Raw genomic sequence first — 25,627 nt, 5'->3', positions numbered from 1 at the left:
ATCATTAACTTGCTGGATTTTTCTTAATCAAACTTTTTAGCGCACGAAGCGGATGGCGCGCGCAATGCCATCATTACCCAGTACAACGTCGGCTTTCACGCGCTGATTCGCATTTTCATAGTTGACCGGCAGCCCGAACGAAGCGAGCGCCGAACTCGGCAACTCGACGCGCACCAGTTGCCCGCCTTCATTCATCGGCAGGTTGTGTAACACAATAAAATCGGTAGCGATTTCCGCATTCGTTTTGCCATCCGTACCGGTGATGTTCCGATGATTATTGCGCCTGTCAGTTGTTGATGAGTGGTTCGCTATTTGCCGGTTAATATCCCGACGATTTTTCTTCGGCGCATATCCGACCGCATCGCGTTGCGGCGCATCGTTCTTCGGTTGAGGGCTAACCTCGTTCGGTTGCTTTTCAGGTTGTGGCGGTTGAACGGCGTTATCCCTCGCCTGTGGTTGTGGAGAAACCGGTTTGGGGCGCAAAGCGAAAATCGTAATCGCGATTAATAACAAAGCGGCTGCCGCTAACCAGTAAAGCGCCAGATTTTTTCGCGATGCGCGTTGAGCGAATTGTCCGCCCGATGCACTTGAGGCTGCATTGGTTTTCGCCTGTTGACGAAACGCGGCGAGTAAATTTACTTCAATGTGCTGACTTGCCTGACGGTTTTCATCAAGCACCGCCAGCACTCGTAAAGCAACACTCAGGTTTTGCTCCTGTTCGTAACGCGCTTCACAAGCGGCGCAAGTTTTCAGGTGCGCCAAGGCTTCATCACGCACACCGCTTTCCATCAATTGTCCGCGAGCAAGGTCAGTGACTGACTGGTCGAATTTCTCGCAGTTCATATAAAAATCCTTTCCGCGCTAATCGCTTTTTTTTGCGCGTTCACCTCTTCTGCGCCGCGAAGCCTTTGGGCAAGCAACGTGCGCGCGCGGCTCAATCGCGAACGCACCGTGCCAATCGCGCATTCCAACGCATCGGCAACCTCTGCGTAACTCATCTCGTGCAAATCGCAAAGCACCACTACCTCACGATAATGCGCGGGCAAAGCTAATATGGCTTGCCTCAAGGCATCGAGGGTTTCTTTGCGGGTCAAATCCTGAAGCGGGTCATTAAAATTTTGCGGTTTGCCATTTATTGCCAACAGGCTTTTATCATCTTCATCAATCGCCACAAAGCGGTTCTCTTTCGCAAGTTTCCTTAAAACAAAATTGCGCGCGATGCCGTAAAGAAAAGCCGAAACCGCGCCGCGCTTCGCGTCATAATTTGCGCCATCGCGCATCAGCGTTATAAAGACTTCCTGGGTGACATCATCGGCTAACGCAGGCGACCCGCTCATTTGATAGGCGAATTTATAAACCTTCGCCTGATGTCGCGCATAGAGCGAGACGAATGCCCGCTCTTCTCCGGCAAGCATTCGTTTCAGTAATTCGACGTCGCTGGCTTCTTTGCGTAAATCCATGAAAACCTTTACAAGCGAATTATCCCTCGTGCATCACCTATTATTCACCTTGGGCGGGAAAAAAGTTCCAAAAAGAAAAAGGGAAAAGAAGAAGGGGAGAAAGGGAGACAGGAGCTGACTTAATAATTGAATATTGCCGAATACTACACACACATCTACAAATAATTGTTGGGCAAATAACCTATGGGGCAGTTCCTATTTTTCTGACTGTATGGTCAATCAATTCGCCCTTCTCATTGAAATAGAATCTGACTGCAATGTCCCAACGAATTAATAAACTCCAACCTACATTCTTTTTGAACCCGGATATATATCCTTTGGCAATTCCTTTAAGGGTATTTGGTTTGTCGTCAAAATTCCCTGAATCTAATGCCTCAACGTATGAAGAAAACTCAAAATTGTATTTGGTTAATAGTGCGTCGACGGATTCTTTACTTGAGCCAAGAGGTGTTTCTTTTTTTATAATTTTTTCTACCTTTTCAACTGTCCAGCGAGTTGTATATGTCCACAGCGCAGAAATAGACAATAGAAACGTAATTATTGCTAAAACAGCAATGACTTTTTTTCGCTTTTTTATTCTTTCATTCATAGATCGAAAATCAATCTTTGAAAATCAGATTCATAGAATGCTCTGGAAAATGTAGATAATTTACCGTCTCCTCTTCTCCCTTTCTCCCCGTCTCCCCTTCTTCCGCCTTCCCCTTCTTCCGCTCTATTCATATTCGTGCAGGGAATCGCGGGCAAGCAGCGCCGCGCCGATGATGCCGGCGTCTTGTCCGAGTTTGGCGGGAAGGATTTGGCAAGCTTCGCGGGCGGGCGCGATGGCGTCTTTGAGAATCTCTTTTCGCACGTAACGAATGACCAACTCGCCTGCGGACATCACGCCGCCACCCATCACCACGACTTCGACGTTGAGCAGATTAATCACATTCGAGATGGCTGCGCCTAAAATTTTCGCGGTCTCTTTTAACACCTGCACCGCCAATTGGTCGCGTTCCATCGCCGCTTGAAAGACGCGCTCGCAAGTCAACACGCCTTCCATATCGCGCGCCAGTTGCGACACCGAAAACACCGGGTCACTGAATAATTGTTCACGCACGCGGCGCACGATATTGGGACCCGAGGCGACGGTTTCCAAACACCCGGTGCTGCCGCAAGCGCATTCCAATCCATCAAAGCCAATCTTGAAATGTCCGAATTCGCCGGCAAATCCGCGACTGCCGCGCTGCAATTCGCCGCCCAGAATCAATCCCGCGCCGATGCCTGTGCCGATGGTGATGTAGAAAACATCTTCATAACCCCGCGCCGCGCCGCATTGCCACTCGCCGTATGCCGCAACGTTCGCATCATTATCAAAAACCACCGGCAGTTTGGTCGCCTGTTGCACCTCTTCGTGCAAATCGAAAACCGAAACATCAACGATATTGGGGGTGATTTCAATGCGCTGTTGTTTGTGGTTGACCATGCCAGCCCAACCGATGCCAACCGCAGCCGCGCGCTCTGCGGCTTCATCGGAAAGTCGCAGCCCGTTGATGACCTCAATGAGTTGCGCGACAAACAATCGCGGGTCTTTGACTTCGGCGACGACTTTCTGTTGCTTGATAATCGCGCCTGCATTATTGATTAACGCGCCGCGAATGGTGCGCCCGACGTCTAAGCCGATATAAAGATGTTCTTCGGTGGACATAATTTAATTCAGGATTCAGGATTCAGGATTCAGGATTCAGGATTCAGGGGAGAAGAAACGATGAAGGCTGAAATATGAAGGATGAACAACTGCAAAACGTTTTTGTTCATCGTTCATCGTTCCTACTTCATACTTTCCTTTCCCTGAATCCTGAATCCTATATCCTAAGCCGTTGTGCTGGTCGCTTTCAGTTTGATTTTTTTCAAACGGCTCAATGCCCAACGGGCTTTGGCGCGCACGCCTTCATCTTCATCCTTGAGCCGCGCGGTCAATGCGTCAATCGCCCGCACATCGCAGATTTGCCCCAAGGCTTCGGCGGTGGCAAAACGCACATTGCCGTTGGCGTCTTCGAGCATTTGAATTAAATCGGGAACCGCTTTGGCGTCTTTCAATCGTCCGAGCGCCAGCGCCGCTTCGCAGGCGACATATTTATCTTCGCTGGTGAGCAACATCTCAAGGACGTTGGCGATGCTGCGGTCGCCAATCAGTCCCAAGGCTTTTGCGGCAAACCGCGCTGTCAAATTATCGCCTTCATCAACCGCGTCATTCAGGAGTCGAATCAATGGCCCGGTCGCCTGCTCGCGCAATTTAACAATCACCCGCGCGGCTTCGGCTTTGACTTTCAAACTTTTATCCCGGAGCGCATCAAGCAGTGCGGAAAGGGCGCGCGGGTCGTGCGAAAATTCCAGGGTGCGCACCGCGTCGATGCGAATCATTTCGTCTTCATCTTTTAATAGCTGCGTCGGGTCAACCGGTCTTTGCCCACCTGCAAGTCCGGCAATGATTCGCCCACAGATGCGGTCTTGAATGGCGAGCGCATCGGTCGCATCGGCATCGATTTTTTCGCTCCACAGGATGCCGCCGCCGGTTGCATCAATCAGTTGGGCAGTGACGCGAAGCCGGTCGCCGGCTTTCAAAAAATTGCCCATCAGGATGACTTCGACATTCAGTTCGGCGCGCACATCCGCCGGGTCAACCGATTGATTCTGATATTGCAGCACGCGACTCGATGGCGTGACGATGACCTGATTGGTGGCGGCAAGCTCGGTAATCAAACTGTCGGCGAGCGAGAGTCCGTAAAAATCGGATTGCGGGTCGCCGCTCAGATTACGAAACGGCAGAACCGCCAAAAACTTTTTCGCGCCCTGAGTAATGGAAAAATCCTGATTGGTTTCCCGTTTAACAGTTTCCCGGTTAACCGATGGTTGAATCGGCGACGGCGCGCGCAAGGTTTCCAGGTTGCCGTCACGCGCAAACAGTCGCCCGAAAAATTTTGTCAGTTTTCCGCCCGCCCGTTGCGGCGCAACATACGGCACAGTGATGCCATCGGGGACGCCCTGCCCGCCATAATGCAGACTCAGGCTCACACGCTGTAAATCTTCGAGCATCTTCTGCACCGTTTGATAACGGTCGCCCGGTTTTTTCGCAAGCGCCGTGTCAATGATGTCGGAAAGTTCCTGCGGCACGTTGGGATTAATTTCATTGGCGGACTTTTGCGTGTTGTGCAAGACGGCGTGCATGGTATCGACGGTGGTGTTGCCTTTCAGGGGCAACCGCCCGGTCGCCATTTCATAAAGCACGACGCCGAACGAATAAATATCGCTGCGATGGTCAACCCGTTCGCCGCGCGCCTGTTCAGGCGACATATAAGTCGGGGTGCCAAGCGGCGCGCCGAGTTTGGTCAAATCATCATTCGGTAAATTGCCGCTATCATGGTTGCGCCCTTTTTCATTGAGCAATTTCGCCAGTCCGAAATCCAGCACTTTTGCCTGCCCGCGTGGGGTGATAATGATGTTCGAGGATTTGATGTCGCGATGCACAATGCCTTTCGCATGAGCGGCGGCAAGCGCATCGCCAACCTGCAATCCGATAGATAAAACCGAATCCAGACTGAAAGCTTTACTGCCGATGAGTTTTTTCAAGGTCTTACCCGGCAGGTATTGCATGGCGATGAAATACTGTTTGTCGGCTTCGGCAATTTCGTAAATCGTGCAGATATTCGGGTGGTCGAGTGATGACGCGAGTCGCGCTTCACGCAGGAATCGCTGCCTTGATGCTTCTTCGGCGACCAGTTCAGGCGCAAGCAGTTTTAACACAACCGTGCGGTCAAGCGTCGTATCGAAGGCTTTGTACACACGCCCCATGCCCCCTTGACCGAGTTCGTCCTCAAGCCTGTAATGTGATATTTCTTTGCTCATTTTTTACTGCAAGAGATTTCTCTCGTATGAGCAAGGTTTATTCCTGTGGGAGTATCGGTGTCAAGTAAATCACCGCGCTTTTGCAAATTATTTGCGAATCGGGTATTCGTACAATTGTTTGCCATCCACGCCGATAAAGCGAACTTTGATTTCTTCGGCGGTCGCCTCGAGCACCGCAAAGCCATTCACTGACTCAGCGAAATAGGCACGCTTGCTCTCTTTGAGTTTGTAAAGTGTCGCGCCACCGCCCCCGGCAATCAGGTAATGAATTTTACTGTCCGAGGGTTTGAGGTGTTCGATGATGTGGTCGTGCCCAACTAAATAAATATCGGCTCTGCCTTCGATGACCGGCAAAAGTTTTTGCGCGAGCACGAGGCTATCGCCGTGCTCGCCATCCGAATAAATCGGGTGATGCCCGTAAACGATTTTCCAACGCGCTTTGCTTTTATCGAGTTGGTCTTTGAGCCAGGCGAGTTGCGCTTCGGACATTTCGTTGGTGTCGAGCGCAAAAAATTGCGCGGCTCCGGCAGTAAAGGTGTAATAGAGCGCAGGCATTTTCCAGGATGCGCTTGAATAAAGAATTTCTGCGGCGGGGCTGTCTGCCAATCCCCAATCGTGATTGCCGAGCGACGCATAAAATTTTATGCCGAGCGGCGTATACAACTCTTCCCACCAGATTTTCCAGCGCGCATCCGCAGGGCTTGCCATCCCCGCGTCATAAAAATTATCGCCAAGCGTGACGCCGAAATCGAAAGGGGTTTTGCGATGGAAAGCGAGCATCGCCGCTGCCGTTTCTTTTTGGGCTTTCGAGCCGGTGCCGAAATCGCCGAATGCCAGCACGCGAACCGGCTGGTTTTCGGCTTTCACGGAAAAGACTTCGGGCGGACGCCGTAAAAACGAAGGCAGCATCGCGCCGCGAACCAAGGCAATCCAACGCTCCTGCTCTTCGGCAAGTAACTTTAAACCTTCCGCATCATTTTGCGCGCGGGCGGTTTCCAAACGTCGCATCAGCATTTCGCGCATCTCGATATTTTTTTGTACGCGCAATCGCTCAAGCGCAACTCTTGATACGGTCGCATCGGCGTCATTTAAAATCGCGCGCTCAAGAAACTCGCGAATTTTCGGGTGGTTGATTCTGCCAAGACTATCAACAATTGCGCGCCTGATGCGCACCGATTTTTCCGAGTCATAAACACTGATGAGAAAATCGCGCGTCGCATCGGTATTTTTCGCGGCAATTTCACCGACCAGTCGAACGCGGCGCAATTCACCTTCTTCCTGATTGAGCAAGGTTGCGGCTTTTTCTTTTATATCGGGCGGCAGTTGATTTAAAAACGCTGTAGGTTTTTGCGGGGTTTGCGGCGTGGCACTCTGCCCGCAGGCAATCAACGCAAAGGCAAAAATCAGCGCCAGACTCATCAGTATTCGATTGAACATTCAGCGACTCCTTTTCTTTTACCAAAGCACCGCCACAGCGCCAAAACTTGTAATCATTCCATCACGAGTAATCAAGGGACAATTATAAGCTTTGGCAGTTGCAGCAATGATGCGGTCAGGCATTTCAGGGATTTGGTCACGCGGGATTTGTCGCAAAGCTTTAATGACTGCTTTGCCAAGTAGCGTCAGACGGTAGCTTCTTCCAAGCTGTGCAATTTTGTTCATGAAATCATCTACAAGGTGAAGAGGAATGCGACCTTTTTCACTCAAATAAATCATCTCAACGATGACGATTGGCGGGATGATAATGATTGCCTTGCCAGTATCAGCCTCGACAAAAACAGATTTCGCTGGTGAGCTTAATCGAGGGTCATCGCTCAAAGCCCAAATCATCGGATGGGTATCGGTTACGTAGCGATTCACTCATCAACTCCCAAGCTTGCCCAGCACTCACGGCGTGCTTCGTTAATCTCCTCTTCACTCAACGACACTCCCTGCCAGGTGCCAACTAAGGCAAGCGGGATGACGGAATCATCAACCTGCTCAGACAATTCTTCTATAAGCTGTTGCCTTTGTTCCGGCGAAAGATATTTCACAGCTTCAATAGCTTGTTTGTAATAATCTTCATTAACCGCCATGTCGAACACCTCATTACCTTATAATCCCTCTGCGAAGGATAGTACAAAACAAAATAAAGATGAAGAGCAAGCAAGTGACATTTTATATGTGGCGTGCAGAACAGATGAAAAGGTGTTTAAGGTTCAATACTTGATAAAGCGACTTCAGGCTCAAGGGATTTATCGGTTGCAGGTTCAATCGGTGTTTCCGTTTGCGCGATGGCTTTCGGCAAAGTGAAAACGAAACGCGAGCCGCGTCCGACTTCGCTCAGGACAGAGATTTCGCCGCCGTGCGCCTGCACCAGATGTTTGACGATGGCAAGTCCAAGTCCTGTGCCTTCGATTTTGCGTGAACGCGATTTGTCGGCGCGATAGAGGCGTTCAAAGATACGCGTGAGGTCGGCTTCGGTTATGCCGATGCCGGTGTCTTCAACGGTAATCGTCACCAGGTTGTCGCTCTCCTGCGCGGTCACCGTAACTGTGCCATTCGGTAGATTGAATTTCACGGCATTGTCAATCAGGTTATAAAGAATTTGTTCCAGGCGGGTGCGGTCGGCGCGCACCAGAATGGTTTCAGGCACATTGATATTAAACACCACGCCGCTTTCTTTGCGGCGCGATTCCGTAAGCGTTACGACATCGCTGACCACATGTTTGAGGCGCACAGCGGCAAGCGTCAGTTTCACTTTGCCGGATTCAATCGCCGATAAATCCGAAATATCGGAAATCAAATCGCGCATTCGCGCCGAATGTTTGAAAAGTTTTTCAACAAAGCGAACGCTGTTTTCTCTGTCGTTGATACCGCCATTCAGCAAGGTTTCCGCATAAGCCAGGATTGCCGTAAGCGGGGTTCGCAGTTCGTGTGACAGGTTGGCGAAAAATTCTCTGCGGACACGTTCGAGTTTTTCAAGTTGGGTGATGTCGAAAAAGACGCCGACCGCGAGGTCACTCCCTAACGGCGCGACATTGAGTTGAAAGCAACGCGCTTCGAGGTCTGCCATTTCAATGCGCAACTCGACCTGTTGCTTATCATTTAAGACGCCACGAAAAGCGTTATTAATCAGCGGGTCGCGGGTGGCTTCAATCAAACGTTTGCGCGTCGGCAGCAAGCTCTTGTCGGTTTGCAGATTGACAATACGGGTTGCGGCATCGTTATAGAGCACGACTTCCAATTGCCGGTTGACGATGACGACGCCTTCGCGCATGGTTGCGAGCACACCCGAAAGCAGGCGGTTGGTTTCTTCGGAAAATTCTTTTTGCTCTTCAATCTGCGCGAGAGCCATACCATACCGATGAAGCGCATAACGCGAAATAAAAAAACTGATAATGCCTACGACAATCGTGGTCACGACATGCGATACCACGACGGTCATGTGCGGAAACAGAAGCGTTTTTGCAGTCTCGTAAACCGCAAATAAAGCGACCGCTGCAAAGGTGACTATCCAAACTCTTTTCGCCAGATTATTCATCTTTAGTCGGTAGTCGACAGTCAGTAACTGGTAGCCGGTAGTCAGTAGATATTAACCGTCGATGGCGAATCCTTCAGCGCCACCAGCTAAGAACTACCGACTGCCGGCTACCAGCTACCGACTACTGACTGATGAGACGATAGCCGATGCCTGTAACAGTTTCAATGAGCGAAGGGTCGCCGAGTTTTTGTCTGAGGCGACGAATGTGAACATCAAGAGTGCGCGAGTCACCGTAATAAATCATTCCCCAGACGCGGTCGAGCAGAACTTCGCGCGTCAGCACACGTCCTTCATTGCGCGCCAGTTCCTGCAACAGGGCAAATTCCTTGCGCGTCAGTTTCACCTCTTTGCCGTGACAGGTAACGGCAAATGTCGAGGGGTCGATTCGGAGAATGCCGTTATCGTAAACCTGTTGTCCAGTGTCGCTGCCTTCGGTGCGCCGCAACACGGCGCGCACCCGCGCGATGAGTTCGCGAACGCTGAACGGTTTGGTGATGTAATCATCTGCGCCCAGATTGAGTCCGAGCACTTTGTCGGATTCATCCGTGCGGGCGGTGAGCATCAACACCGGCACACGCGCAGTGGTGGCTTCGGCGCGTAACCGACGGCACAATTCAAACCCGCTCATCTGCGGCAAATTCAAATCGAGCAAAATCAGATTGGGGGTGCGTTCCAAAATGATATTGAGCGCCGCTTCGCCGGTGGCTGCCGTGCGCACGCGAAACCCTTCGCGTTCCAGGTTATATTTAATGGTGTCGGCAATATCGTCATCGTCTTCGACAATAACGATGCTGCGGACTTTGCTGTCATCTGTGTGAGTTACCATATCGTGTGTTTGATAACTTGACCTCTCGCTAAAAAGACTGTCTGTTCGCATATATTGGTGGCGTAATCGGCAATTCTTTCAAAGTGTTTCAAGATAAACAGCCATTCGGCTCCGCGACTGACATTCATCGCGTCCTGCCGCATGGTGTCAATGACCTGAGAATAAAAAATATCGTAAAGCGAATCGACTTCATCATCACGCGCAATGGTTGTCTGGGCGCGTTCGATGTCGCCTGAGGTGAAGGCGTCAAGTCCGGCGATTAACATTTCACGAACGATTCTCGCAAGCCTTGCAATATCGATTCGCAACTCCAATTCCGGTTCACTATTAATCACCAACCCATGTTTGGCGATGTTGACGGCGTGGTCGGCAATGCGTTCAACGCCGGGAGCCGTGCGCGCAATCGTCAGCACCAACCGAAGTTCAGCGGAGGTGAGCGATTTTTTTAAAAGCATCTCGGCGCACATCGCATCAATTTCCAGTTCAAATTGATCAATGGCGTCGTCTTCGGTGATGACGCGCTCGGCTAAATCAGCGTCGCGTTCAACGAGGGCGCGGGTTACTTGGGCAATCGCTCGTTCAGCCGCCCCGCCCATCATCAGCAGCTTATCGCGCAGTTGGGTTAAATCCTGATTAAACATTTTGCTTCATTCTATTTCGGTTTCTTTCAACTCAAGTAGAACGGGGAAATGGAAAAAGTCAATATCAACTGCTTGAGTGAGAATCATTTTAAGCCATTAATGAAAGATTTCTAAAACCATCATATCGGCAGGCGCATTAAATTTCTGTTAATTTTCCGGGCATTTTTTATAAGCAGACGTAGGGTTTACCCAATCGCGTGAGGGTTAAAAACCGGTTTCCGATTCAAAATTAATTCCGTCGTATAGGGCATCAACATCCAATTCACATTCAAGCGAAACGATTTGCAAAATTTCTCCCGCGCTATATTCGGTCTGCAACCAGGCGCGCCGATTGTTTTAAATAATGGGTAATATTTTTTTTGTTCTGTGCGATGAGCAGGTATTCGCGAAAAGTGGGAATTGATTTGTAATGAGTGAAGTTGTCGCCGCGATCAAAGGCTTCGGTTGACGGTGAAAGAATTTCTGCAAGCAGCACGGGGTTGGTTAAACAGAGCAAGCCGCTGTGTTCTTCAAACTCCGGCTTGCCACATAACGCCGATAAATCCGGGTATCGATAGGGCGGCATACTTGGAACTTTGACGCGCAGGTTCGATGGGTAAATAAAACATCCGCGTTTAGCCGTTTGATTATTGAGTGTGGTAATCAAACGACTTTCAAGTAGCGCATGATTGGGATGCACGCCGCTCATATTAAAAATTTCGCCATCGAAATATTCAAATTTCTCTTCGGAAACTTTGTCCAACTCAATGTATTCTTCCATTGTCAGTCGGGTTTTCGGTGGTGTTGACATGGTTTTACTTCTCCCAATAATCAAATTTTTCTGCCGACGATTCTACCAGGTATTTTGATGGCGCAAGGCTTTTGAGATGACCGAATCTCTTAACCCTCACCCAAGTTATTCGCTTTTCATCGAAGTAAAAAAAGAATACGCAACACTCGGAATGAACGGAACAAACAGAAATATTTTTTGATCGCCTTTCCATCTGTTCCGTTATTTTCGTCTGTTCCGTTATCTTCCTGAGCTTTTACAAAGTAGTTAATTACTTCGGCTGTGACCTGGTGAACCAATCGGGTCGCCCGGTGGCATCGGTAGCGGCGCGGTGCGTTTGTGATTATCATCGGGGCGCGTGAGGAAACGTTCGATGTCATCGCGCACAGCGCGGCGATGGGCACGCTCTGCCGCAACCCGCGCCGGCTGTTTCAACATCGCGCCAAGTTCACGTAAAGCTTCCGTGGCGGTCGCGCGCACTTCCGGCGAGGCATTGTCATTGGCTGCCGTGTCCATCAGTCGCGTGACCACCAGACTCTGCACGGCGCGAACAATTGCCGCATGATAAGCGTCTTTCGGCGTCGGCGCTTTCCAGGTTTTCGCAATGAGCGCATCAATCACCTCTTTAAAATCGGGATTCTTTGCATCCATCGAATGAAATTGAATGAGGCGCGCGGCGCGTTCATATTGCAACAGACCCGAAACGGCAAAATCAGCGGCAATCGTCGTTGCGCCAATCGGGTCAAACGTCGGGTCAGTGCGCTTCTCGAATAGCTCGGTCGCGCCGCCGCCATATCCGTAAGCGCGTGGCGGCAACATCGCTAAAAGTTTTGGCGAAATTGCCAGTGCCTGCACATCAAGAGTTTCAAGCGCAGCATTCAAGGCATCGCGTTGACGCGCCGCCGGAACGATTTCATTAAATCGCGCAGGGCTTGCGCCACTCGGCGTTTTCACAGCGTAGGTGTAATAAACTCCGCCCAGAGATTTGATTGCCGCCGTCAGTTGATAGCGATGGTGCAAATAGAGCGGCAAGAGCTTTGCCTCAAGCATGGAAAGCGGCGTGCCTGTGGGAACGCTTTGCAAACCGAAATCCTGTAAACCGATTTCGCGGACTTTCATTTCGTGTCGCAGATTGGCAATCGCATCATCGCCATTGTCCCAGAGACTTGAAAGCGGATGTGCCGCGCCGGGCGGGCGCGTATCGGAATCTGAAATGAATAAATATTTTTCCGCGCCTTCGCTTAACAGGCGTTCGAGTTCGGCGGCTTCGTTTAGCCCCGTAGCAAATTGCGCGTAGCCATACCGAATCGCGAATTTGTCATAGTCGCCGATGCCTGCCGCATAAGCCTGCGATAAATCAAGTTTGCCATTTTTAATTTCGACCATCGGCGCAGGATAATCCATCACCGAGGCGCGTCCATAACTGCTTGCCGCAAAATTGTGCGCCAGTCCCAGGGTGTGTCCGACTTCGTGCGCCGAAAGTTGGCGTATGCGCGCCAGCGACATGGCTTCCGCATCGGTTGCGGTTTCCGTCAAGTATGCGGCATCGGGCAAGATTGCAAAATCGCATTCATCAATTGCAAATGACGGGTCGCCCTGTCCTTGACTGCGGTCTCTGTAAGACGGAATCAAACCTGTGCCAATCGTATAATCCTGGCGCACGCGCAATGAGCCGAGTGTGACATTGCCTTTAATGATTTCACCGGTGCGCGGGTCAACCACGCTTGCGCCGTAAGACCAACCGCGCGTCGAGCGATGCACCCAGTTAATCATGTTGTAACGAATGTCCATCGGGTCTGCGCCTTCGGGCAAGACTTTGACCTGAAAACCATTTTTGAAACCGGCGGCTTCAAATGCCTGATTCCACCACGACGCGCCTTCAACAAGGGCGTTGCGAATCGCTTCGGGTGCGCCGTTATCAACATAATAAACAATCGCTTTGATGGGTTCGGAAATCGCCGCCGAGGGGTCTTTTTTCTGAAGGCGATGGCGCACCACCCATTTCTTTTCTATGGGTTCGGTGATTGGCGAGGCGTAGTCATGAAAATCCATGCCGTTTACACCAACACGCGGGTCGAATTTACGCGGCTGGTAATTATCATCGGGGAGTTCGACAAACGAATGATGTTGGCGCACCGTGACGGCTTGTGGCGTAGGGGTTACGCCGCGCACCAGGTTGCCGGTTTCGCCATCGGATACGAAAGTCAACATCACTTCGACTTCGGTGTTTTTCGGAAAGGCTTTGGTGCGCGGCAAATAAAATGCGCTGCGCGATTCGTCCATTCGATAGGTTCCCTGTCGCGTGCCTCGCAAAGCATCAAGCACGCCGTGCGCATCACGCATAAACAATGGTGTCGCATCGACGAGAATTTTTTCGCCGTCGCTGGCTTCGACTTTAAAACCCCAGATGACCGAACGCGCAAACGATTCTTCGACGGCGCGACGTTCGGCAGCATTATTGGTGATGGCGCGGTAACGATAGTTCGGTTGAATCATTAAAACTTTCTGCCCGATGCGCTCGAAATAGACGATGCGTGTACCGCCGAGTTCGCCGCGATCTAAACCGAGCGGATTGGAACCAACGCCTGTTGGCAGTGAAACTTGATAAAGCAATTCTTTATTGAAGCGCGAAATTTCCATCAACATTTTGCCGTTGGTCGCGTCCCAATAGAGCGGCATATAGCCATCAAGCTTTTGCAGGTTAGCGGTCTTTGCGGCAAGGGTGCCGCCTTGCGCGAAGCTGGAAATCGCCGTCGCAAATAGAATCAAAATTGTACTGAGAAAAATTTTTTGCCTGAATAAGTTCATTAAACCGAATTGCATCGTTGACCCCTATGATTTTGAGATTTGTTGAAGTGATGATTTCTTCCACTGAGGTGAAATGCTCAGGTTTTGTGTTGCTGTAAATTGACAACCGGATGGCGAATCTCGCGCTATACTTTTGCCTTTTTACTTTTGCCTTTTGCCTTTCCTCGACTTCGAGTTTCTTGGCGAATGCTATGAGCCAGCAGCGAACAAGTCAAGCGCGGCAGGGTCGGCTTTCGCCGACCTGACTTTGCCTAGCGCCCAAAGGCGTGCGATAAATAAATGGTAGAGCGAATTATCATTTTAATCCTAAGGAGGAGATGATGTCGAAAACCAGCACACACCCTGGCGAAACCACCTATCCCGAAAAACCGGCAAACCACGATTATCCCATCAATGAATTGATTAAACAGCGGTGGAGTCCGCGATTATTTGAAGAAGGGCGCACAGTGGAACCGGAGAAACTGATGTCCTTACTGGAAGCGGCGCGTTGGGCACCATCCTGTTTCAATGAACAACCCTGGTATTATCTGGTCTTTGACCAGCGAGACCCGGCGGCGTTTGAACGCGCGCGCCAGTGTTTGATGGAAGGCAATGCCTGGGCGCGCGAGGCTCCGTTATTATTGCTTTCAGTTGCCAAAGAAAATTTCTCGCATAATGGCGCGCCTAATCGCCACGCCCAATACGACACCGGCGCGGCAACCGGGTATATGGTCTTGCAGGCTGTTGAACTCGGTTTGATGGCTCATCAAATGGCGGGCTACGATGCCGAACGCGCGCGCAGCGAATTTCAAATTCCCGAAGGTTACACGCCGATGGCGATGATTGCCATTGGCTACCCCTTTAAAGCTGATTTAAGCCAACTCGATGACAAGACCCGAACCAGAGAATTAGGTTTGCGTTCGCGGCGCGCAACCCGCGACCTTGGTTTTTTGGGGGTGTGGGGAAAATCGCTTGAAGCCGAAAATGCCAAATGATTTTTTCTGAATGGACAAAAAAATTAGAGGTCGCAACCGTGCCCGGGTGGCGACCCCTCTCCAAGTTCAGAACAGAATGGTAGAGATTCTAAGGATGTGCACTGTTTACATAGGCAATCGCAATGCCGCAATGTGCCACACAACTCAACCTGTGGTTTTTCAAGCCTTTAACTAAAATCTCTGGGATGCCCGCGGCATTAATCTTTCCATGTTTCTGGAATCATTTACGAAAAATTGGAAATCTCCATTGCGGCGAAGCCTTTTTGTTTGTGATTTGCAGGAAAAATTCTAGCGGCGGCTTTTCTTTATTCGCACCAATTGCTTTGGTGATATAATGCCAAGCATCCATTGCAGCTTCTGAAACGACCCATCAAGGAGGCACAGATTATGAGAAGGAAAATTTTTTCTTTATTCTCAATAGCTCTTCTGACTTGTTCTGCGCTCGCGCAAACCAACCCCAAAAACGATGACGAAAAAATCATTCGCATCGGCACCGATTTGATTCAACTTGATGCTGTGGTCACCGATAAAGCAGGTCGGATAGTCAACGGGTTGAAGAAAGAGGACTTTGAGATTATTGAGAATGGTAAAAAGCAGCAAATCGGTTTTTTTGAGTTTGTTGATGTCGCTAAAAAACAGCAAGTCACAACCGACACCGCCAAACCGACACAACCCGCTGCCCTGAATGCCGAGACTACGATTGCCGATGTCAATCGCATCTTTGCTTTTGTGGTTGATGATTTAACCATTCGTTTTGAAGATTTGATTTTCATTCGACAGATGCTCTTGAATTTTGTTGAAAACCGTATGCAGCCGGGCGACCTCATCGCCATTGTGCGAACCGTCGGCGGCAAAGGTTTATTGCAACAATTCACGACGGACAAAAACCTTCTCAAACGCGCCATTGCATCGCTTACGCCAACCACTCATGCTTTCCGGGTTTTTGACAAAGATATTCAGCCAATAAAATTGAATGATTTAGTTGCCGAACCCGGTGCGGCGGGCGCGACTGCCGGTTCCGCGACAGAGACTTCAGGCGAAGAGATTGATATTGACAGCCCGCAGGATGATACCAATAAAGCCTTGCGCGCCTTGATGAGTCTTGGAACCGCAAATTTCGTTGTCGATAGCATGACCCAGTTGCCGGGACGCAAATCGCTGGTGCTGTTTTCCGGCGGCTTGCCGATTCTGAGCGCCAATCCCAGCAAAACCCTCGGCAATGTCTCTTACTTTCTCGAAAGGCTTTCCGATAATGCGACGCGCGCGGGGGTTGCCATTCACACGATGGATGTACGCGGATTGCAGGCGTTTTCGGGAGTCGCGAGTTTCGATATGACGCCAGGCAGAAGCGCGGTTGCGGGTGTTGGCAGTACAGGAGCCGCCGGAGGCTTTGGACGAGTGCCGGATGAAACCCAGTTCGGCGATAAAAATCCTTTCGACCAGTTGGAAGGGCATATGGGACTTAAAACGCTCTCGGCAGCTACCGGCGGCATTTCGGTGCTTGAAAAAAATAATTTCATTGATGGACTGGATAAAATCATCTCTGCCAACGATGGCTTTTATCTGTTGGCTTATACGCCAATGGATACGAAATTCGATAACAAGTTTCGCAAGGTTGAAATCAAAGTCAAAGGCGAAGGCTTGAAAGTTTATAGTCGTCGGGGCTATATGGCGCGCGCCGACGCGCCCACGGGAGCGCCCGCAACCAGACAGGAACAGTTGCTTGCGGCAATCAAAGCGCCGCTTGCCCGACGCGATATTGATATTGACGCCATGCTGCTTTACAAATCGGCATCGCCGACTACCGGCGCGATTGATATTCATCTGGCGATTGACCCCAGGAAAGTCGAGTTTGAAACCAGTGAAGATAAACAGAAGGCAGATTTGGAAGTTGCCGGTTTTGTCTTCGATGAACTCGGCAAATTGCGTGGCGGTTTCAGTGAAAATGTCGCGGTCGGGGTTTTGCCACAGGATATGGCGAAGTTAAATCAAGGCGGCATCGCTTATTCTGCCAACACCAATCTCCCGGCTGGCATTTACCAAATCCGCATCGCTGTGCGCGACAACAAGACCGGCAAGATTGGCACCCTGTCGCGATACATTGAGGTTCCTGATTTAACCAAAGGTCGGCTCACGGCAAGCACTTTGCTGCTGGGCGCGGCTCCTGCCAATGATATGAAAGCGGTTAATCCTGTGCCAATCAATGGCAACCGGCAGATTTCGCGTAAAAGCGATTTGCGCTATGCAGTGGTTATCTATAACGCCAAAGTGAAAGACAACAAACCACAGGTTAAGACGCAACTCACTATCAGTCACAATGGCAAAGAGATTTTTAAAGAAGAGGAAATAGCGCTTGAAGCAAGCGGCGGACAATTGATTAAGGTTGGACAACTGGGACTGGGCGGCGTAAAACCCGGTCGCTACACACTGACACTGACTATCACGGATGGGCTGGCGGATAAAAAAGCGCAAACCATCGTGCGCAGCATGGATTTTGTGGTGGTCAATTAAAGCGGTTGGCAAAGATTGTGGGGCGCGTGGTCTTTGTTGGCAATTAATCGATGTTGAGTGAACGGTCTTTGACCGCGTCGTTAAATGAATCGCTATCAAAGCCTGTATATAGCAGTTTGCAAAACGATTTACTCAAGTTGAGGAAGCGGTCTTTGACCGCGTTTCCCGTCATACGCGGTCAAAGACCGCTTCCTCAACCGAGGCTGAGTAAACTCAATCGCAAACCGCTCTAGTGGCGTGCAGTATTTGGTAATCGTCGGTTTGCGGCTGTGCCGCCAACAGCGGTAAAGCAGGCTTTGAGTAAAGGCAACCGCAAAACTTGAGGGGTCGTTGAAATTGCTTTGCCATCCAAGCACAAAAAGGGGAAGAGCCTGAAAGCTCTTCCCCTTTTGCTTTACTGCTTGAATGAATTTGCCGATTAGAAGGTCAATCGCAAACCCATCTGTACAGCGCGTCGCGCAAAGCTAATGGCGGTGAAATCGCCATAACCGTCACGCTGTCCGGCAGTGAGAATATTCACCGGAGGTACACGTCCTGATTCGATAATGCCCACACCGGTGTTGGGATGGTTCAAGGCATTGAAGGCTTCCATACGGAATTGCAGACGAATACCTTCATTGATGCGAATGTTCTTGAAAAGACCGAGGTTCAGGTTATTGAGTTTTGGCCCCTTCTCTTCGCCACGGGTCGCCGTCCCATAAGGACTGTTGAAGACCTGTGCAGCGCCCGGACCATTGACGATATAACGCACCTGGTCTTTGGTCACAACCGTAATCTTTCCATTATTCAAATCATTGACCGAATAGAACCCATTCGGGTCTTGAATCGGAATGAAACTGGTAACAAATGCCGCGAATCTGGCAAACAGCAATGCCGCATCAACCTGATTGATACCGATGGCATTGCGCGGCGCATTGAGGTTGCCAGCAAACGGGCGGAAGGTATCAACCCCAAGGAAGGTCTGTTCCCAGGTTCTATCCATATAGGTGTTGCCGAAGAAGAAAGTGTTTACATTCATTTGCGGTGTGTAGCGTTGACCGCTGGCAAGGAGATAGGTGCCATTGAATTGCCACCCGCCAAGCACGCGACCGACGACACCTTGCTGGTCTTTGAATCCCGGCACATCCCAAATGAAATTCAGCGAATAGGAATGCTTGCGATCAAAGCCCGAATAACCGCGTTCGGCTCTACCGATATTAAATGGGTCTTGCGCGCCGATGGCTTCAAAGAATGAGAAAATTTCGCTGGCATTATCAAGCGCTTTTGACCAGCTATAGGACATGCCGAAGTTGACATTACCCATATAGCGATTGGAGAAATTCGCCTGCCAGCGGCTTTGCAATCCGTGATAAATCGAACTGCCGCCGTTTTCGCGGGTGCGGATGACATTTTGTCTCAGCACACGCCCCTGACAATCTTGGTCTCTATCCGGGGTTGCCGGGTTGTCGGTGCAGGTTTGCGGTGTGACACCAAGCGGCACAAAATTTGGGAAGCCTTTGAAGGTGAAGTTTTGAGTAATAGCCGCGTTAGTTATAGGAACCCTCCCAATTACGACGGGAGCGGTGAAACCGCTAATCAAACGGTCGATGCGCGGATTGCGATTGGTGGTCATAAACAATCCGGTTCCTTTGGTGGCGACATAACGCACTTCAACCACATTGCGGCGGCTGATTTCGCGTTGCCAACGCAAAGAATATTGTTGCGAATAGGGTGAATAGAAATCGCCTGAGACATTGGTGTATGCCAAAAATCTCGGATCAAAGGTATTCTTTTGCAACAAACTGGAAGCGGCTGCTAAAACTTCAGAACCCACCGGATTCAACGGCACACCGATGCTTGGGCTGGTTAGCGTATTTAAGAACACACCTGGCGCCGAAGTCGAGATGTTGAGCATGATGTTATAGAACGCCGGGTCATAGGCGATGGAATAGCCGCCGGAGATTACCGTGCTGTCACCCTCACCGAACAGTTTACCCGCCAGCCCTGTAAATCCGGGACGCCAGGCAAAACCAAGTCGTGGGGCGAAGTTGTTTTTATCAGCCGGAATCTTCGGGAAGATGCGGGCTTCAAGCGGCAATGATTGTTTCCACAATGCCTGCGCCGGGTCTGACTCGCGATCTTTGGTCAGGTTGTAAAGCGTGTTGATCGGCTGCCCGGTGTATTCGTAACGAGCGCCGATATTAAGCGTGAGATTGTCGCGAATACGCCAGTCATCCTGCACATAGTAAAATTGATCGGTTTCGTCATAGGAGATTTGCACTGTACCGGCAGCCACCGTCAAGGTGCTTGGCGTTCCGCTGGCAACCGCAGCACCCGTGTTGAAGGCGTAGGAGCCATTCACGTTAGGCAGGAAGGGAACGGTATTGGTCAACCGTCGCACGTCCGCGCCCAATCTCAGTTGATGGCGTCCGAGAGTCTTTGAGAAGTTATCGCTGAATTGATAGATGCTGACGATACGACCTTGTGGCAGGTTGGTTGCCGGACCGATAGCCAATAAAGAGCGTGAGGTCAGACTGCTAATTAGACCACCATAGGTAATACGGGTGACCGTATTGCCGATGTCTGCCGGGTCGGGAATACAATTCTTAACACTTTCACAACCGCCACCGAAGATGACGTCCAAACGGTTGAACACAAAACGAAATTCATTGACGGCGCTGTTTGAAAGCTGACTGGTAAACTGCAATCCGCCAAGGTTACTTGAAGCCGGTTGATTGCCGGTTGAACCGTCTACACTCACCAAAGCATTCACATTATCTACCGTCTGATAGAGATGACGATACCAGAACGAATGCTTGTCATTGATTCTGTAATCGCCGCGAATGCTGAATTGGTGCTGGTCGGAAGTGATGGGCACGGTGCGCACGGGGTATGCCAGGCGATAAGTTCTACCACCGATGGTCACCCTTTCATTATTCGGAAAGTTTTTCAAGTCGGTATTTTCAGTTACTGTGCCCACATCAGTGAGCGCAAAGGCAGAAAAATTCGCCAGCGCCTGAATCGCGCCATTATTCGGAAAATCGGCTTTCAAACGGCTCAGTTCTTCAGGAGCAATGGTGGGTGAATTGGAACCAGGGTTTGCAGTCTGTCGGTTAGTGACCAACTGATAGCTGCCGAAATAAAAGAGTCTGTCTTTCTTAATTGGGCCGCCCACCGCGCCCGTGTAAACATTATTGAGGAATGGATTGGCTTCGCCTTTGCCCTGATTATTGGTACGGCGCTCAAGGTTGTTCATCGTGTCAAATAATTTTCGATCTCTATGAAACCACGCGAGGCTGCCGTGCAAATCATTGGTGCCGCTCTTGGTGACGACGTTGACAATCGCGCCTTGATTGCGTCCGTACTCGGCAGAGAAATTATTGGTGACCACTTGAAACTCGGCAACGATTTCGTTGTTATTGACAAAGTAATTGGGCCCGCCGATAGAGAGGTCATTATTATCCTGTCCGTCAATCGTAAAGTTATTGGAGCGCGCGCGGTTGCCGTTTACTGAAAGGGTCGCGCCGTTGGAGTTGACGTTACCAAAGCCGGGAACCACACCCGGTGCAAGTAGCGCCAGCGTGTCGATACCCGCGCCTACAGCGTTTTTCGGTAATTCCGCCACTTTGCGGCTTTCAAAAGTTGAAGAAACCTGCACCTGCTCTTTTTGAATCAACTCTTGCCCCTCAGCGGTGACCGATACGGTTTCGGTGATTTGACCGGCTTGCAGATTGGCATCAATGGTTGCTACCTGACCGGCGTTGATAGTGACCTCTTGAAACTCCTGGCGTTTGAACCCTTGTTTTTCAACTGTGAGCAAATAGATGCCCGGAGCTAGTCTCGGAAAATTATAGATACCATCGCTGTTGGTTTTGGTTTTGGTTTCAATTCCGGTGCCGACGTTTTTTGCCGTCACATCAGCATCAGCAATGACCGCGTTACTGGCGTCCATCACAGAACCCGTGAGTCCACCCGTTGTTGCCTGCGCCATTACCGACAGGGTGGTAAAGGGAAAGACCAAAGTTGCAACGATGAGAAATAGTGTTGTCCGGGACAACATCTTCATTTTGCGAAGTTGCTTCATACTTTCCTCCTTAATAGATATAAAACCGATTGGATAATACTGGTGCGGAGACTTTATCATCAGGAGACTGATACATTCCGCCTATGTAAATTGAGTTCTGATTGCTTTACGAAAGAAATGGAAAACTACAAACCAGCAAAAGATATGCCAGCAAAATCGCTGTAGCTAACACCCTTAATGCTAAAAATTGGCAATCTTTCGGAAACCCGAAGACAAGGAATTTCTCCAAAAATCTGGATAGCTCTACGAAAAATTGGATACGGATTGATTAATAAACCGGGTTGTGAAAAGCCGCGTCATCAACTTGAGGCTATTGTGGGTCGCCAAGGCTTGCAGCGGTTTCCACCATATCCATCAGCGTTGCCCCGCCTGAAACGACCGGAAGATTCAATTCGCGCGCTAAATCTTCAAGGGTTAAATCATCAAGAAAAATATGATTTGCTTTCAAGCAAGATTGTTCGGGAACAATTAAAAATTCACCTGCGACATTATCTTTCGCTTGGAGAAAATCGCCGCCCGCCAGGAGTCCCGCAACGGTTACCTCTTCACCAAAAAAATGATTCTTTACCGGAACGGTTTTTAAACGGGTCTGCCAACGCTCATTCATTTCATCAACAAACCGGGAAAGAATCGGGTAAAACAATTCGCCCGTCGCCACGGTGCCGTATAAGCCGCCGCGTTTGATGAATGATGGACGCGCTTTTTGCAGGGTTTTCTTAGAACTTTCAACAAAACGCCGCACCATGCCGACGCCATCTTCAATCTGCGGATACTCGCCATAATGTTTACGCGAAGGCAGAGGCTGTCCGGCGCGCAAATAAAATTCATCCGCTAAGAATACAAAGGTCGAACCCAGGCGTTGGCGAAATTCTTTTTGCCAACGACCTGCTTCTTTAATCAGCGAACGACAAAACTCAGGGGTTACGGCAGTCATCAAATGCGCATAGTTATGCAATTTGGTAAACACTACCGGCACCACTGCAACCGAGCTGAGTTCAGGAAAGAGTTCCGCCAAATCATTGACTGTGCGCTTCAACACCTCGCCATCATTGATGGTCGGACACAGAACAATTTGCGCGTGCAGTTCAATGCCCTGCTCCTTGAGATAGCGCATTTTGCCGAGAATATCATCAGGGCGTTTACGTCCGAGCAGATAACGGCGCACCTCCGGGTCGGTCGCATGCACCGAGACATATTGCGGCGACAAGCGTTGACTGACGATGCGGTCAAGTTCCATCTTCGATATCGAAGACATAGTGGTGTAGTTGCCGTGCAGGAACGAAAGGCGCGTGTCTTCGTCTTTAAAAAACAGCGATTCGCGCGCCCCCTTCGGGTTTTGATTACAGAAACAGAAGATGCAATCGTTGGCGCATTGACGCGGCGTGAAGTATTCAAAATCCAATCCCCAAATCTCGCCTTCACCGATTTCAACCTCGAGGTTCACAGGCTCACCGGATTTTTTAATGATGTCGAGCGAGACGAAATCCTCAGAGCCGGTGAAGTATTGAAAATCGAGAAAGTCGCGCACCTCATTATCATTGACCTTCAGGATTTTGTCGCCAACTTCGATGCCGATTTCTTCGCCAATCGCAAAAGGGTCAACGCCCGATACCACCACGCCCTTTTCGCGCTTGAGCAGGTTGATGGGATAGAGAGTCTCGAATAATTCGCTGTACATAAGCTTTCAGTATAACAAGAAAGCATCAGAGCGTCAGGGTTGCGGTTGTTGCACATCGCGACCCCTCATAAAACGACCAAAGCCCGGTGGCATTTCATTGGAGCGTGCGGCGAACATCACCTCAACCTTAAAACGCGAAACCGGCTACAGTAGCCGGTTTCGCGTTACTCGCTATTTTCTAATCAAGCATTAACTTTTCACACCTCAGCGTCATCGCCCGCCCGCCGGTAACTTCTCGCGCAAAAATCTGGTGAGCAGTTCAAACAGATGGCGCGTGGTATTCTCGCCTTCAAAAATTCCATGTGTGCGATTCGGATAAGCCATCATGGTAAATGGTTTGTTGGCTTTGATGAGCGCGTTAATCACCGCCTCCGAATTTTGATAATGCACGTTATCATCGCCCGTTCCATGCACGATTAACAGGTCACCTTTCAACTGATGAGCAAAGGTCACGGGTGCGCCACGTTTATATTCGTCCGGGTGGTCTTGCGGAAGTCCCATATAACGTTCCTGATAAATCGTGTCGTAATAACGCGGGTCGCCTACGGGCGCAACCGCCATGCCCATACGATAAACCTCGGGAAAACGAAACAGCGCATTCAGCGTAGATGAACCGCCGCCGCTCCATCCCCATATGCCGATGCGCGTTGCATCAACAAATGGCCAGCGCGAAATCGCGCGAACGGCATTTGCTTCATCCTGCGAAGCCACCAGCCCGAATTGACGATAAATAATTTTTCGCCATTCGCGTCCGCGCGGCGCAGGTGTGCCGCGATTATCGACGCTCATCACGATGTAACCTTCACCGGCAAGCATCTGATGCCAGAGATAATTTCCACCGCCCCAGTTATCGGTGACGGTTTGCGCCGCCGGTTCGCCGTAAACATAAAACAGCACCGGATATTTTTTCGACGCGTCGAAATCCGGCGGTTTAATCATCCAGCCATCAAGTTGCAGCCCCTCGCCAATATCGACGCGGAAAAATTCGCTGGCTCCCAATTTGAGTTGTTTAACTTTCGCCTGCAACGCCGCGTTATCAACCATCACCCGCGCCACGGTGTGTTCCGGCAGTCGCACCAGTTCTGTGCGCGGCGGTGCGCCAAATGATGAATAGGTATGAAATGCCCAACTGGAATTCGGCGCAATGTTATACGAATGCCACCCGGATTGACTTGCAGGCGACAGGCGTTCGGCTTTACCGCTCGCATCGAGTTTCGCGCGATACAAATACCGTTGCGTAGCATTTTCCGGCGAAGCGATGAAATATAACCATCCCTGCGCATCATCGACGCTTTGAATGCTCACCACATCATATTCGCCTTTGGTCACCAGGCGCGTCGTTTTGCCATCACGCGAAATCACATAGACGTGTCGCCAGCCATCGCGTTCACTCACCCACAAAAAACTTTTGCCGCCATCAAACCAGGTCACTTCATCACCGTAAATATCCACCCACGCTTTATCCACTTCGGTTAAAACCGCGCGCACACCTCCGGTTTTCGCATCAGCGAGCATCACGGTGTTGGTGTTTTGCAGGCGATTGAGTTGTTGAATGATGAGTTCAGCCGCGCTTTCCGCCCAATCCATGCGCGCCAGGTAATTGTTGCGCGCGTCGCCCGGAACCTGCATCCAACGGGTCGCGCCGCCTACGGCGCTCACCACGCCGATGCGCGCCGCCGAATTGCTTTCACCGGCTTTCGGGTATTGAATGGGAATGACTTTGGAATAGAGTTCGTCGGTGTAGTTGATGAGGTTGAAATTTTTCACGCCTTCAGCATCAAGTTGCCAGTAAGCAATTTGTTTACTGTCGGGACTCCAACGCCAACCGTCGCGCAAATCCAACTCTTCTTCATAGACCCAATCGAATGTCCCGTTGATGATGGTGCGCGAACCGTCAGAGGTAAGTTGGGTGATGCGATGATCAGCGAGGTTTTCAACATACAAATTATTTTCGCGCACATAAGCGACGCGGGTGTTGTCGGGGGAAAATTTGGCAAACATCAAGGTCGCGGGCTTGGCGTCGCCGCCGAGTTTGGATAATTTGCCGGTGTTTAAATCCAATACCCAGTAATCGCCGCGCGTATTGAGTCGCCAGACTTTTTGCGAATTCGTATAAATCATCAGCAGTTTGCCGCTGGGCGACCAGATGTAGTTGTGAATCGCCAGCGGCGCATTTTGTCCTGCGGGAATCAATTTTTCTGCGGCAACCAAAATCGCGCGCCCGCCGGTTGCCGTGTCGTAACGCACAATGTCGCGTCCTTGTGCAGTCTTTGAAGCTTCAAGCGTCGTGTAGCCCGCGCCCCCGTCAATCCAGCGCGATTGCGGCAAAAAATTAGGAGTGAATTCATTTGAACTGTAGATGCGCTCAAGCGTGAGGCGCGACGGGTCGGTTGCCGTTTGTTGCGCGAAACCCATTTGCGCGATGAACAAGATAATTAGCAAAACCAGAAAGTGGCGTTGGCGATTCATAAATTTTCTCCGAGAAGTAA

At 50.3% G+C, this 25,627-nt stretch carries 18 protein-coding genes; 2 read left to right on the top strand and 16 right to left on the bottom strand.

Annotated elements, in window-relative coordinates; translation table 11 throughout:
• Positions 1-36: 36 nt before the first annotated feature.
• The 13 genes from AB1757_04895 to AB1757_04835 form a co-directional block, all read right to left on the bottom strand.
• Positions 37-843, bottom strand: coding sequence for a hypothetical protein (locus tag AB1757_04895; GenBank protein MEW6126381.1), 807 nt, complete (start codon positions 841-843; stop codon positions 37-39).
• The gene (locus tag AB1757_04890; protein MEW6126380.1) at positions 840-1,460 is read right to left on the bottom strand and encodes an RNA polymerase sigma factor; all 621 of its coding nucleotides are present in this window, start codon (positions 1,458-1,460) and stop codon (positions 840-842) included. The genes AB1757_04895 and AB1757_04890 overlap by 4 nt, the downstream gene beginning before the upstream one ends.
• A gap of 181 nt (positions 1,461-1,641) precedes the next feature.
• On the bottom strand, positions 1,642-2,049 hold the full coding sequence (locus tag AB1757_04885) for a hypothetical protein (GenBank protein MEW6126379.1): 408 nt from the start codon (positions 2,047-2,049) through the stop codon (positions 1,642-1,644).
• A 123-nt stretch (positions 2,050-2,172) separates the two neighbouring features.
• On the bottom strand, positions 2,173-3,147 hold the full coding sequence (locus AB1757_04880; GenBank protein ID MEW6126378.1) for an ROK family protein: 975 nt from the start codon (positions 3,145-3,147) through the stop codon (positions 2,173-2,175).
• A gap of 164 nt (positions 3,148-3,311) precedes the next feature.
• Positions 3,312-5,345 carry a protein kinase gene (locus tag AB1757_04875; GenBank protein ID MEW6126377.1) on the bottom strand — a complete coding sequence of 678 codons (2,034 nt, stop codon included), beginning with the start codon at positions 5,343-5,345 and terminating at the stop codon, positions 3,312-3,314.
• A gap of 87 nt (positions 5,346-5,432) precedes the next feature.
• Positions 5,433-6,782: a metallophosphoesterase gene (locus AB1757_04870; protein MEW6126376.1), complete on the bottom strand. Its 1,350-nt coding sequence runs from the start codon at positions 6,780-6,782 to the stop codon at positions 5,433-5,435.
• Positions 6,783-6,800: 18 nt separating this feature from the next.
• Positions 6,801-7,205: a PIN domain-containing protein gene (locus AB1757_04865; GenBank protein MEW6126375.1), complete on the bottom strand. Its 405-nt coding sequence runs from the start codon at positions 7,203-7,205 to the stop codon at positions 6,801-6,803.
• A complete protein-coding gene (locus AB1757_04860) occupies positions 7,202-7,420 on the bottom strand; it encodes a hypothetical protein (protein ID MEW6126374.1) in 219 nt (72 codons plus the stop codon). The genes AB1757_04865 and AB1757_04860 overlap by 4 nt, the downstream gene beginning before the upstream one ends.
• 116 nt (positions 7,421-7,536) lie before the next feature.
• Positions 7,537-8,868: an ATP-binding protein gene (locus tag AB1757_04855; GenBank protein ID MEW6126373.1), complete on the bottom strand. Its 1,332-nt coding sequence runs from the start codon at positions 8,866-8,868 to the stop codon at positions 7,537-7,539.
• 121 nt (positions 8,869-8,989) lie between these two features.
• Positions 8,990-9,694, bottom strand: a complete 705-nt coding sequence (locus AB1757_04850; GenBank protein ID MEW6126372.1) for a response regulator transcription factor — start codon at positions 9,692-9,694, stop codon at positions 8,990-8,992.
• On the bottom strand, positions 9,688-10,335 hold the full coding sequence (gene phoU, locus AB1757_04845; protein MEW6126371.1) for a phosphate signaling complex protein PhoU: 648 nt from the start codon (positions 10,333-10,335) through the stop codon (positions 9,688-9,690). Before phoU ends, AB1757_04850 begins: the two co-directional genes overlap by 7 nt.
• 301 nt (positions 10,336-10,636) lie before the next feature.
• Positions 10,637-11,125, bottom strand: coding sequence for a Uma2 family endonuclease (locus tag AB1757_04840; GenBank protein MEW6126370.1), 489 nt, complete (start codon positions 11,123-11,125; stop codon positions 10,637-10,639).
• A gap of 246 nt (positions 11,126-11,371) precedes the next feature.
• The gene (locus AB1757_04835; GenBank protein MEW6126369.1) at positions 11,372-13,912 is read right to left on the bottom strand and encodes a zinc-dependent metalloprotease; all 2,541 of its coding nucleotides are present in this window, start codon (positions 13,910-13,912) and stop codon (positions 11,372-11,374) included.
• A 317-nt stretch (positions 13,913-14,229) separates the two neighbouring features.
• Between AB1757_04835 and AB1757_04830 the strand changes: the two genes are divergently transcribed.
• Positions 14,230-14,886 carry a nitroreductase family protein gene (locus AB1757_04830; GenBank protein MEW6126368.1) on the top strand — a complete coding sequence of 219 codons (657 nt, stop codon included), beginning with the start codon at positions 14,230-14,232 and terminating at the stop codon, positions 14,884-14,886.
• Between the two features lie 387 nt (positions 14,887-15,273).
• Complete coding sequence (locus AB1757_04825) at positions 15,274-17,397, top strand: VWA domain-containing protein (GenBank protein ID MEW6126367.1); 2,124 nt, start codon at positions 15,274-15,276, stop codon at positions 17,395-17,397.
• A 418-nt stretch (positions 17,398-17,815) separates the two neighbouring features.
• Here the strand turns inward: AB1757_04825 and AB1757_04820 are convergent, their stop codons facing one another.
• The 3 genes from AB1757_04820 to AB1757_04810 form a co-directional block, all read right to left on the bottom strand.
• Complete coding sequence (locus AB1757_04820) at positions 17,816-21,460, bottom strand: carboxypeptidase regulatory-like domain-containing protein (GenBank protein MEW6126366.1); 3,645 nt, start codon at positions 21,458-21,460, stop codon at positions 17,816-17,818.
• Positions 21,461-21,770: 310 nt separating this feature from the next.
• Positions 21,771-23,138, bottom strand: coding sequence for a DUF512 domain-containing protein (locus AB1757_04815; protein MEW6126365.1), 1,368 nt, complete (start codon positions 23,136-23,138; stop codon positions 21,771-21,773).
• 210 nt (positions 23,139-23,348) lie between these two features.
• The gene (locus AB1757_04810) at positions 23,349-25,607 is read right to left on the bottom strand and encodes a S9 family peptidase (protein ID MEW6126364.1); all 2,259 of its coding nucleotides are present in this window, start codon (positions 25,605-25,607) and stop codon (positions 23,349-23,351) included.
• Positions 25,608-25,627: the final 20 nt, after the last annotated feature.

Source organism: Acidobacteriota bacterium (assembly GCA_040754075.1).
Classification (GTDB): domain Bacteria; phylum Acidobacteriota; class Blastocatellia; order UBA7656; family UBA7656; genus JBFMDH01.
Note: the sequence above shows the minus strand (reverse complement) of the source record. Positions and strands in the feature narration are given on the sequence as shown.

What these genes read in the sequence shown, in the direction of transcription:
- AB1757_04895 (MEW6126381.1), bottom strand. Translation starts at nt 843, where the DNA reads ATGAACTGCGAGAAATTCGACCAGTCAGTCACTGACCTTGCTCGCGGA.
- AB1757_04890 (MEW6126380.1), bottom strand. Translation starts at nt 1,460, where the DNA reads ATGGATTTACGCAAAGAAGCCAGCGACGTCGAATTACTGAAACGAATG.
- AB1757_04885 (MEW6126379.1), bottom strand. Translation starts at nt 2,049, where the DNA reads ATGAATGAAAGAATAAAAAAGCGAAAAAAAGTCATTGCTGTTTTAGCA.
- AB1757_04880 (MEW6126378.1), bottom strand. Translation starts at nt 3,147, where the DNA reads ATGTCCACCGAAGAACATCTTTATATCGGCTTAGACGTCGGGCGCACC.
- AB1757_04875 (MEW6126377.1), bottom strand. Translation starts at nt 5,345, where the DNA reads ATGAGCAAAGAAATATCACATTACAGGCTTGAGGACGAACTCGGTCAA.
- AB1757_04870 (MEW6126376.1), bottom strand. Translation starts at nt 6,782, where the DNA reads ATGTTCAATCGAATACTGATGAGTCTGGCGCTGATTTTTGCCTTTGCG.
- AB1757_04860 (MEW6126374.1), bottom strand. Translation starts at nt 7,420, where the DNA reads ATGGCGGTTAATGAAGATTATTACAAACAAGCTATTGAAGCTGTGAAA.
- AB1757_04855 (MEW6126373.1), bottom strand. Translation starts at nt 8,868, where the DNA reads ATGAATAATCTGGCGAAAAGAGTTTGGATAGTCACCTTTGCAGCGGTC.
- AB1757_04850 (MEW6126372.1), bottom strand. Translation starts at nt 9,694, where the DNA reads ATGGTAACTCACACAGATGACAGCAAAGTCCGCAGCATCGTTATTGTC.
- phoU (MEW6126371.1), bottom strand. Translation starts at nt 10,335, where the DNA reads ATGTTTAATCAGGATTTAACCCAACTGCGCGATAAGCTGCTGATGATG.
- AB1757_04840 (MEW6126370.1), bottom strand. Translation starts at nt 11,125, where the DNA reads ATGTCAACACCACCGAAAACCCGACTGACAATGGAAGAATACATTGAG.
- AB1757_04835 (MEW6126369.1), bottom strand. Translation starts at nt 13,912, where the DNA reads ATGAACTTATTCAGGCAAAAAATTTTTCTCAGTACAATTTTGATTCTA.
- AB1757_04830 (MEW6126368.1), top strand. Translation starts at nt 14,230, where the DNA reads ATGATGTCGAAAACCAGCACACACCCTGGCGAAACCACCTATCCCGAA.
- AB1757_04825 (MEW6126367.1), top strand. Translation starts at nt 15,274, where the DNA reads ATGAGAAGGAAAATTTTTTCTTTATTCTCAATAGCTCTTCTGACTTGT.
- AB1757_04820 (MEW6126366.1), bottom strand. Translation starts at nt 21,460, where the DNA reads ATGAAGCAACTTCGCAAAATGAAGATGTTGTCCCGGACAACACTATTT.
- AB1757_04815 (MEW6126365.1), bottom strand. Translation starts at nt 23,138, where the DNA reads ATGTACAGCGAATTATTCGAGACTCTCTATCCCATCAACCTGCTCAAG.
- AB1757_04810 (MEW6126364.1), bottom strand. Translation starts at nt 25,607, where the DNA reads ATGAATCGCCAACGCCACTTTCTGGTTTTGCTAATTATCTTGTTCATC.